10 protein-coding genes are annotated in these 9,871 nt (G+C 60.9%); 2 read left to right on the forward strand and 8 right to left on the reverse strand.

Annotated features, from left to right (window positions below; genetic code table 11):
• Positions 1–24: 24 nt before the first annotated feature.
• Both HMCN_RS0115820 and trxB read right to left on the reverse strand, forming a co-directional pair.
• Complete coding sequence (locus tag HMCN_RS0115820) at positions 25–663, reverse strand: Smr/MutS family protein (RefSeq protein ID WP_025918293.1); 639 nt, start codon at positions 661–663, stop codon at positions 25–27.
• 14 nt (positions 664–677) lie between these two features.
• A complete protein-coding gene (gene trxB, locus HMCN_RS0115825) occupies positions 678–1,625 on the reverse strand; it encodes a thioredoxin-disulfide reductase (protein WP_025918294.1) in 948 nt (315 codons plus the stop codon).
• 223 nt (positions 1,626–1,848) lie between these two features.
• On the opposite strand from trxB, the gene HMCN_RS0115830 reads away from it, so the two are divergent.
• Both HMCN_RS0115830 and lolA read left to right on the forward strand, forming a co-directional pair.
• Positions 1,849–4,191 carry a DNA translocase FtsK gene (locus tag HMCN_RS0115830; RefSeq protein ID WP_025918295.1) on the forward strand — a complete coding sequence of 781 codons (2,343 nt, stop codon included), beginning with the start codon at positions 1,849–1,851 and terminating at the stop codon, positions 4,189–4,191.
• Between the two features lie 8 nt (positions 4,192–4,199).
• Positions 4,200–4,889: an outer membrane lipoprotein chaperone LolA gene (lolA, locus tag HMCN_RS0115835; protein WP_025918296.1), complete on the forward strand. Its 690-nt coding sequence runs from the start codon at positions 4,200–4,202 to the stop codon at positions 4,887–4,889.
• A 275-nt stretch (positions 4,890–5,164) separates the two neighbouring features.
• On the opposite strand, the gene HMCN_RS0115840 is transcribed toward lolA, so the two are convergent.
• From HMCN_RS0115840 to HMCN_RS0115865, 6 genes are all read right to left on the reverse strand, one after another.
• The gene (locus HMCN_RS0115840; RefSeq protein ID WP_025918297.1) at positions 5,165–5,596 is read right to left on the reverse strand and encodes a hypothetical protein; all 432 of its coding nucleotides are present in this window, start codon (positions 5,594–5,596) and stop codon (positions 5,165–5,167) included.
• A 77-nt stretch (positions 5,597–5,673) separates the two neighbouring features.
• A complete protein-coding gene (locus HMCN_RS0115845) occupies positions 5,674–6,753 on the reverse strand; it encodes a diguanylate cyclase (RefSeq protein ID WP_238552209.1) in 1,080 nt (359 codons plus the stop codon).
• 121 nt (positions 6,754–6,874) lie between these two features.
• Positions 6,875–8,080: a hypothetical protein gene (locus HMCN_RS0115850; RefSeq protein ID WP_025918299.1), complete on the reverse strand. Its 1,206-nt coding sequence runs from the start codon at positions 8,078–8,080 to the stop codon at positions 6,875–6,877.
• Between the two features lie 103 nt (positions 8,081–8,183).
• Entirely contained in the window at positions 8,184–8,912 is a 729-nt protein-coding gene (locus HMCN_RS0115855; protein ID WP_025918300.1) for a hypothetical protein, read from the reverse strand.
• A 24-nt stretch (positions 8,913–8,936) separates the two neighbouring features.
• The gene (locus tag HMCN_RS0115860) at positions 8,937–9,485 is read right to left on the reverse strand and encodes a hypothetical protein (protein ID WP_025918301.1); all 549 of its coding nucleotides are present in this window, start codon (positions 9,483–9,485) and stop codon (positions 8,937–8,939) included.
• Positions 9,482–9,760: a DnaJ domain-containing protein gene (locus tag HMCN_RS0115865; RefSeq protein ID WP_025918302.1), complete on the reverse strand. Its 279-nt coding sequence runs from the start codon at positions 9,758–9,760 to the stop codon at positions 9,482–9,484. The genes HMCN_RS0115860 and HMCN_RS0115865 overlap by 4 nt, the downstream gene beginning before the upstream one ends.
• Positions 9,761–9,871 lie beyond the last annotated feature (111 nt).

Here is a 9,871-nt window from a genome sequence, read left to right on the forward strand (position 1 = left end):
TTNTTTTTATTGCATGACCGATTTTCAGGCGTTCAGCAAAACCACCAGCGCCCCCGAGCCGCCGTCCGCTGCCTTGGCCTGGCAAAAGGCGATCACTTCTTCCTTTTGCACCAGCCAGTTGCGCACTTTTTGCTTTAGCACCGGCTCCCGGTTGACCGAGCCCAGTCCCTTGCCGTGAATGATGCGCACGCAGCGCAGGCCGCGGCGGCTGGCGCTGCGCAAGAATGCGCCAAGCGCGTCGCGGGCGGCATCGCGCCGCAAGCCGTGCAGGTCGAGTTGATCCTGGATGGTCCAGTGGCCCTTGCGTAATTTACGCACCACGTCGGCGCCGACGCCGCTGCGGGTATAGCTCAGGCTGTCGTCGGTATCGAGCAGGGTTTCGACGTCGAAATCATCCGATAGCGACTCCTGCAGCGCCGCCTGCTCGTCGGCCAGGCGGTGGCGGGCAAGCGGCTCCGGCCGTAGCGGCGTGGCGGCGACTCTTGCGGGTACAGTCAGCGGCGCTACGGTGCCGATGCTGCGGCGAAACAGGTCGGCTTCGCGCTGCTCCTCCTGTTCGCGCTGCAGCCGCTCGGCATCGGCCCGCGCGCGCTCCTGTTGCTGTGCCTTCAGGCTGGCGCGCAACTGGCCGAGGTCGGCGAAGTTTTTCAGTGAGGCTGGCATCGGGCGTGCGTTAGTTAGCCTTCCAGATAACGCTGTGCATCCAGCGCCGCCATGCAGCCGGTGCCGGCGCTGGTGATGGCCTGACGGTAAATGCTGTCCTGCACGTCGCCGGCGGCGAATACGCCCGGCACGCTGGTGGCGGTGGCCATGCCCTGCAGGCCGGTTCTGGTCTGGATGTAGCCGTTCTTCATGTCGAGTTGGCCTTCGAAAATGGCGGTGTTCGGCTTGTGGCCGATCGCAACGAAAACGCCGTGCAGTGCGATCGGCGTGATGCTGCCGTCAAGCATCGATTTGATGTTCATGCCGGTGACGCCCGATGCATCGCCGGTCACTTCATCGAGCGTATGGTTGAACTTGACCTCGATCTTGCCTTCAGCCACTTTCGCCATCAGGTGATCGATCAGGATCGCCTCGGCGCGGAACTTGTCGCGGCGGTGCACGATGGTGACCTTGCTGGCGATGTTGGACAGGTAGATCGCTTCTTCGACTGCGGTATTGCCGCCGCCGATGACCGCCACTTCCTTGCCGCGATAAAAGAAACCGTCGCAGGTGGCGCAGGCGGACACGCCTTTGCCCATGAATGCTTCTTCCGACGGCAGGCCGAGATATTGCGCGGAGGCGCCGGTGGCGATGATCAGCGCATCGCAGGTATATTCGCCCTGGTCGCCGATCAGGCGAATCGGTTTTTCAGTCAGTTTCGTGGTGTGGATGTGGTCGAAAATCATTTCCGTGTTGAAACGTTCGGCGTGCTGCCGGAAGCGCTCCATCAGTTCCGGCCCCTGCACGCCCAGCGGGTCTGCCGGCCAGTTATCGACGTCGGTGGTGGTCATCAATTGGCCGCCTTGCTCGACGCCGGTGATCAAGACCGGTTTCAGGTTGGCGCGGGCGGCATATACCGCTGCCGAATAACCGGCAGGGCCGGAGCCGAGAATCAGTACATGTGCGTGTTTGGTTGTGGACATGGGATGATCACCTAACGTTAAATGAGAGGGAAAGAAGTACGCCTGCGTGCTACCTTGCTATGCTGCCACGCAATAAAATTTCAAGGACAAGCGCTTTGCGCATTAGTGTTGCAATCGGAAACTGGTTAAGATTATAGACGAAGCCGTAAACCAATCATGTTGTGCGGATGCGCATCCATCCTGCCATTTTCCGTTTTCCAGAGCGATGCTGTTACCCTGCCTTATGACCAGAACAAGCCAAACCTATACCCGCACCGCCAAGCCGCCGGTCGCGCCATTGCCAAGCCGGCTGTCACGTTTGCTGTTCGAGGCGCGCTGGATCGCATTTTGCGTGCTGACGGCCTACCTGATCCTGATCCTGGCCAGCTATGCCAAGGTCGACCCGGGCTGGTCGCATGCCAATGCGGTGCCTGCCTTGCATAATCTGGGCGGCAGAATCGGCGCCTGGGTGGCCGATCTGCTACTGTTCATCTTCGGATTTTCGGCCTGGTGGTGGTGCGTGCTGATGCTGAGCGCGGTCTGGCGCGGCTACCGGCGTCTGACGCACAAGTTCCTGTTGCCTGCCGCCGGCCAGCCCGAACCGGCGCATCACCATGAAGGCTGGATTAATGCCGCCGGTTTCTTGCTGATGCTGTGCGGCAGCGTCGGTCTGGAGCATGCGCGCCTGTACCGCCTGCAAGTGCAACTGCCGCGCGCATCCGGCGGGGTGCTGGGCGACCTGATCGGCAGCAGCGCGCAAAGCGCGTTTGGCTTTACCGGCGCCACCCTGCTGCTGCTGCTGCTGTTCGGGCTCGGTTTCAGCCTGTTTTTCCATGTTTCCTGGCTGGCGGTTGCCGAGCGCGTCGGCGCCGCCATCGAAAGCGCCTTCAAATGGACTAAATATGCGTACTGGGCGCGGCAGGACCGCAAGCTGGGGCACGTGGCTGCGGTCAAGCGCGAAGAGGTGGTAGTCCAGGAGCGCGCCAAGATCGTCGAAGCGCCGCCGATCCGGATCGAACCGCAAATCGTTGCGGTGCCGAAGTCGGAGCGGGCCGAGAAGGAGCGCCAGGTTGCGCTGTTTACCGATCTGCAGGACGGCAGCCTGCCGCCGCTGTCGCTGCTGGATGCGGCGCCGCCGGCGCAGGAAACCGTCAGCATCGAGACGCTCGAATTCACCAGCCGCCTGATCGAGAAGAAGCTGTCGGATTTCGGTGTCCAGGCCAAGGTGGTGGCGGCCTATCCGGGCCCGGTCGTGACCCGTTACGAAATCGAGCCTGCCACCGGCGTCAAGGGCAGCCAGGTGGTCGGGCTGGCGCGCGACATCGCCCGCTCGCTGTCGCTGACCTCGATCCGGGTGGTGGAAACCATCCCCGGCAAGACTTACATGGCGCTGGAACTGCCGAACCCGAAGCGCCAGATCGTGCGCCTGACCGAAATCCTCAGTTCCAAGGTCTACAATGACAGCGCCTCCAGCCTGACGATTGCGCTCGGCAAGGACATCGCCGGCCTGCCGGTGATCGCCGACCTGGCCAAGATGCCGCATCTGCTGGTGGCCGGCACCACCGGCTCCGGCAAATCGGTCGGCATCAACGCCACCATCCTGTCGCTGCTGTACAAGTCCGACCCGCACGACGTGCGGATGATCCTGATCGACCCGAAAATGCTGGAGCTGTCGATCTACGAAGGCATTCCGCACCTGCTGGCGCCGGTGGTGACCGACATGCGCCAGGCCGCGCACGCGCTGAACTGGGCGGTCGGCGAGATGGAACGGCGCTACAAGCTGATGTCCAAGCTCGGGGTGCGCAACCTGGCCGGCTACAACGTCAAGATCGCCGACGCTGCCAAGCGCGAGGAGCACATCCCGAACCCGTTCAGCCTGACGCCGGACGCGCCGGAGCCGCTGGAAAAACTGCCGACCATCGTCATTATCATCGACGAGCTGGCCGACCTGCTGATGGTGGTCGGCAAGAAGGTCGAGGAACTGATCGCCCGTATCGCCCAGAAGGCGCGCGCCGCCGGCCTGCACCTGATCCTGGCCACGCAGCGGCCATCGGTAGACGTGATTACCGGCCTGATCAAGGCCAACATCCCGACCCGGATCGCGTTCCAGGTCAGCAGCAAGATCGACTCGCGCACGATTCTGGACCAGATGGGCGCGGAAGCGCTGCTCGGCATGGGCGACATGCTGTACATGCCGCCCGGCACCGGGCTGCCGGTGCGGGTGCACGGCGCCTTCGTGTCCGACGATGAGGTGCACCGGGTGGTCGAACACCTGAAAGCCCAGGGCGAACCGAACTACATCGAAGGCATCCTGGAAGGCGGCGTGCTGGAGGAGGGCGCCGACGGCGCAGGCGGCGAAGCGGGGACGACTGGCGGCGGCGAATCCGACGCCATGTACGACCAGGCGGTCGCCATCGTGCTGAAAAACCGCCGCGCCTCGATTTCGCTGGTGCAACGCCATTTACGCATTGGTTACAATCGCGCCGCCCGTTTGCTGGAACAAATGGAGCAAAGCGGCATCGTATCTACCATGCAATCGAACGGTAACCGCGAGATTCTGGTGCCGGCAGGCAATAACGCAGAATAAGGACATACATGACGATTCAATACGACAACAAGAAAAATGTGCAAGCTGACCGCCGCAAGGGCGTTCGTTCGCGCGTCTTCGCCAAAATGCTGGCCATCAGCACGCTGGCTTTTGCGCCGCTGCTGGCCGAAGCTGCTGCGCTCGAACAGTTCAAATCCTTCGTCGCCAGCACCAAAGCCGCCAAAGGCGACTTCACCCAGCGCCAGGTCAAGATGATGGACGGCACGGCCAAGGTGTCGAACGTCTCCAGCGGCAGCTTCAGCTTCGCCCGCCCCGGCAAGTTCATCTGGACTTACCAAAAACCCTACGAGCAACTGCTGCAAGCCGACGGCGACAAGCTGTACATCTTCGACAAGGACCTGAACCAGGTCACCGTCAAGAAGCTCGGCGACGCGCTCGCCTCCAGCCCGGCCGCGATCCTGTTCGGCAGCAACGACCTGGAAAAGAATTTCACCCTGAAGGAAGCAGGCACCAAGGACGGCTTGGAATGGCTGGAAGCCACCCCGAAAGCCAAGGACAGCACCTTCGAGCACATCGGCATTGGCCTGCGCAACGGCGTGCCGCAAGCGATGGAACTGCGCGACGCCTTCGGCCAGGTTTCGCTGCTGTCGTTCCAGCATTTCGAGAAAAATCCGTCAATCCCCGCCAACGGCTTCAAGTTCGTGGTGCCGAAGGGCGCCGACGTATTCAACAACTAGCGATGCCCGGCTGCTCCTGTGCCGTACAAAGCATGGGGTTATTCGCGGTGGCCGAAGACTGCAAGCCGCACGCCATGGAGTTGCCGATGCCCTAGGGCGTGCGATCCGGTTTTGGGGCCGCGGTCAGATGGTCGTCTGAATAGCTCCTGTATTTTGCACGGAGTATGTCTGTAAACATCGCATCTAACGCAGCATTTTATTGCGGACGTTAGAAATACAGGATGCTGTATATTGTATGCGGCGACGCCCCTGCCGGACCAGGCGTTGCGCAATGCTTATTTATCATCCGGCACTACAAGTTCCCGCAGCACGCCGCCGCCTTCGACGCTGCCGCTGGTCGTGCCTTCACCTTGTATGCGACGCTGACACGCATCACGGTCGTTCACCGGCAGTGCGTTGCAGCGTATCAATGCGTTTTGCTGGTAGGTGCCGGGATCAGCGCCATTCAGGCGGCCTTTTCTGGACTCCTGCAGCGCCGCTCCGGCTTCTCTCAGGCACGTCGCGCGATCCTGGCTCGACTGGCCGCTTTTGCAAGCGGCCTGCTCGGCCCGGTAGCGTGCGTTCGCTTCCGAGGAACTGCTTGCAGCGATTGCCGTTGTTGCTGCAAATGCCGTGCTCAATGCGAGGAGCGCCAGAACCGGCAGCCTGACGGCTTTGCGGTTGCCGCCAGCGGGTGCTGAAACACAACGAATCTGCTTGATTAACATGATGGCCTCCGGTTTAAAGCATCAATCTATCGAAAACAGGTAATTCTGCATCTGCGTTATCGCTACTGCGTGATCGTTTAACCGGGCTCGCCAACGGATTTCTGCGCGGCTTGCCCGACCAGCGAGCCTGTCGCCGATTGCACGCAGTTGCGTCCCGATCTTTTTGCATGGTAAAGCGCCGCGTCGGCCAGCCGCACCAGGTCTTCGGGGATGTGTTCCGGCGAGGGTTGCAGGCTGGCCACGCCCAAGCTGAAGGTGACGATGCCGGGAGCGGTTTCTGCGTGGGGCAGCGCCAGCGCCCAGACTGCGTGCTGGAGGCGATAGGCCGCCTCCAGCGCATCGTCTCGGTCGGTGTTGGGCAGCAGCACGACGAATTCCTCGCCGCCGTAGCGCGCCGCCAGTTCCCCCGCGCGCTGGCCGGCCTTGGCCATCGCCCCGGCCAGCGTGCGCAGGCAGTCGTCACCGGTCAGGTGGCCGTAGTAGTCGTTGTAGTGCTTGAAGTTGTCGACGTCAAGCATGATCAGCGACAAAGTGGTGCCGGCGCGTTGCGCGCGGCCCCATTCCTGCGCCAGCATGTGGTCGAAGCTGCGGCGGTTGGCGATGCCGGTCAGGCCGTCGGTGTTGCTCAGGAGTTCAAGCTTGTGGTTGGCTGCCGCCAGCGCCCGGGTGCGTTCCTCGACCAGCGTGCCAAGCGCGCGGTTGCGCTCGCACAAGGCCTGGATCGGGTAGATCTCGCCATCCAGAGCCGCGTGATAGGGGATGGAGATGCCGCTGTGTACGATCTTCCAGTCCCGGCCCTCCAGCCGGAACACCAGTACCAGCCGCGCCGTTTCCCGCGACAGGATGTTGTCGGGGATGGGCAGGTGAATGTGGAAGAATGCGGTGACAGCCACTATATCTTCACTGAGATCCTGCATCGAGAGGTCCAGCATTTCGATGCGGATCCGGCCTGCCACCTGTGCGAAGTCCTGCCGCGTGATCTTCACCCATTCGTCCCGGTTCTTGACGAGAACATTGCTGCTGCCGGCGTAGCCGCTGAAGTTTTCACTGAAGCGCCCGGTCAGGCGGTCATCGCGGGCGGCGTACATTTCGATGTACTCATCGAACAGTGCGCGAATCAGTTGCTGGCGTTCCGGGCGTATCGGGCAGGCGTTCATGGGCAGTGTCGAAAATGATTTGTATAGCTACAGGTACCGGCTTGCCGGGGCGATTCTTTTTTCATTATCGCTCCGGCAAGGTTTTGGCACCTTGCATTTTCGCAAGATTATTGCTGGATGGTCAGGATTTTTTCACGATATTGCAGTTGTCCTGCAGGAAAGACAGCACCTGGAGGAATTTGGTGTCCCAGTCGTCCAGCAGGTATTTCTCCGCTTCATTGAAAAAATCCTCCCACAGCGCGATCAGGTCTTCCCGCATTTCGAAGGGGGCGAACTGGTGGATGAAGGCCGGCACCCGTTCCGGCCGGATGCCTTCGTCGCGGATGTTGCGCACGATGTCGCGCGCGGCTTTTTCGCTCAGCTTGATGTTCGGCGGCGCGCCTGCGGCCAGGCACAAAAACAGGGTCAGCAGCGAATCGGAGTCCGATTTGCCTTCGGTGACGCGAACCCAGTCCTTGGCGACGATCGCGTCGAAATTGCTGACGTCGTCCGGGTCTTCGGTGCGCAGGTAATATTTCTGCTTGAGCTGGTTCAGCAGTGCGGCCAGGGTGGTGGCCGGATCGAGGATTTCCGGGAGGTCGGTCTTGACGATTTTCCTGCGCATGCGCTCGACGATCAGCTGGTACTGCTCCGGCATGTCGGCGGCGATGACGCGGGCGCGTTTGGTGGCGGCCGCCGCAATGCCTTTGGTTCTGAGCGTATCGATCAGCTGCGCGAACTCGCCGGCGTTTGGTAGCGCGACGGTCTGGCTGCCGCTCATGCGCAGCAGGATTGCGCTGCGGATCACCAGTTCGGCCGCTTCGTCTTCCAGTGCCGATGCGCGCATGCCCGATTGTTCGGCGAGCCAGATTGCAGCTGCGATTTCATCTTGCGCAGCAATGCGCTTCTTGCGTTCCTTGCGGTAGGCGGCCGGGGTCAGGAGCGACCATTTTTCCAGAAAATCCTTGAGCTCCGCGCTCCGGTGGCTGCCGATGATGGCGTCTTCCGGCAGCGCGAATAGTTTCTTCAGCAGCTCGGAACCGCCGCGTGAGTGCGACAGGAAAGTATGGTCGCGCAGCGAGTGCGCGGCCTGGGTCAAATCCCCGCCGGATTTTTCTTCAAGATACAGGCTGACCAGATTCACCATGCGCGTTTGCGCGCTCTCGACATCCGGGCGCAGGTATTGGGAGCCGAAAAAATCGGCAATTTGTATCATGCCTTTCGGCGCGTCGTTCAGGATCGCGTTGATTCTGTCGGTATCAATGATGCCGTTTTGCGCGCCGAAATGGAGCGCTTTTTCAAAAAACGGCCGGCTGTCGTACAGTGAAATTGTGCTGTTGTCGGACATAGGATCAGGTTAAGGCGTAAATACAGCGCAGCATCGTAGGGTGCGCGATGCGCACCACGTGGCAAGATCGGTGCGCATCGCGCACCCTACAGGGGCTCTCGGCTTACAGCGCCGATTCCTCGCCCAGCGTTGCGGCCGGCGCTTTTTCCTCGTCAGCGCCGCTGGCGTTCAATGCGGCTTCGGCCAGCGCTTCCATGCGCTGGTGGTCACGCCAGCGCGTGCGCAGCATCGTCAGCACTTCGGAGAACAGATCGGGGGTGACGTAGCGCAGCGTCCAGGTCAGTTCCATCCAGTCGTGATCGTTGACTTCTTCATGGCTCAGACGGGGATGCTCGTCGGGGTCGGCCGCCAGGTCGTAGTCAACCAGTTTGGCCTTCGACTCATCGCCATACTTGAACAGGTCGAAGGTCGAATATTGAAAGAAATGCTCGACCCGATCGGCCTTGTCGGACAGGTAATCGACCAGCGCATCGCAGCCGCCATCGGTGTCGCCGATCGCATGCAGGAATTCGCCGGCATCGCAGCCTTCGCGGAAGATCACCGAGTTGATCATGCCGCGCAGATGCTCGTGGCTGAGGTCGTTGTAGCGCCGCTCCAGCACCACCGCGCGGGCAAACTGTTCCGGCGTGACCAGCAGGTTGACCACCGATTCCTTCGAGACGTCGTATTCGCGGATGATAGCCAGCAGATCGGACGGCGGCAGATCGTCGAGGGCAACCACCAGCGCGCGGTCGCCCTCGGTTTCGGCCAGCGCCACCAGCGCATGTTCGGCGCCGACGATATCGCCGGCGCGCACCAGGCTTTGTGCTTTGAGTAAGGCAGGAGTGTTCATGGGCGATCCAGTACAAAAAATAAATTAGTTGTTGCGGTCGAAGCCCTGCTCGACCATCCAGTCCGAGCCTGCTTCGGCCAGGTCGGAACCGGCATCTTCCTCGTCGCCATAGTCGTCACCGAAGTGATTGTCTTTTGCTTCTTCATCTTCGTCGTCTGAGCCGGCATGGTGGGGAATGCCGACGTCGCTCTTGCAGTGCAGGTATTCGAGGCCGGCGCTGACGATCAGGAATTGTTCGCCGTCCGGATGCGCCAGCACCGTCTCGGCAAGTTTGCCGGCCCAGCCGGTCAGTTCCAGCGCTGGCAGCAGTGTTGCCCAGGCCGGAAATTCATCCGGTTCCTTGGTTACCAGCGCGTCCATTACCTTGCCGCTGACGAACTGGATGCCGGTGTGAAAGGCGACCGCGCCCATTTCCGGATAACTGTTGATCATCGGCATCAGTTCGGGGATTTGCGCGCGCTTGGCGTGCAGCCGCGACGTCAGCACGTCGTTGCCGGCGGAATCGCTGCGCATGTCTTCGAGTTCGGCGTCATAGGCGGATTTGAGTTCATGGAAAAATGGCGATAGTCTCAATGCAGCACTCCTTGAATATAATTTGTCCAGATTTCCCTGGCGGTCTGTAGCGGGTTGTCGAGCAGGTTGCGGCGGCGGTTTTCGTCATAGGCCGCACGCTTTGCATGGTCCGACAGCGTGTCGTAGGCAAGCCGGATTTCCCGGAATTTTTCTGGCGCATCGTGCGCCGCGTTCCGGTCCGGATGGTACAGGGCGGCTTTTTGCCGGAACGCAGTTTTTATCTCGGCCAGCGAGGCATCGCTCTCGATGCCTAATACCAGATAGTAATCTTTCATGTTCTTCATTTAAGTTTCCCTGGCATACTCAATGAGTATATTTAATATCCGCAGTGAAAATATGCGTGAAATGCCATAAAAATTAGTGATACTCCTTCGTTTTTTTGGTTT

Source organism: Herminiimonas sp. CN (assembly GCF_000622895.1).
In the GTDB taxonomy this organism is placed as follows: domain Bacteria; phylum Pseudomonadota; class Gammaproteobacteria; order Burkholderiales; family Burkholderiaceae_D; genus AVCC01.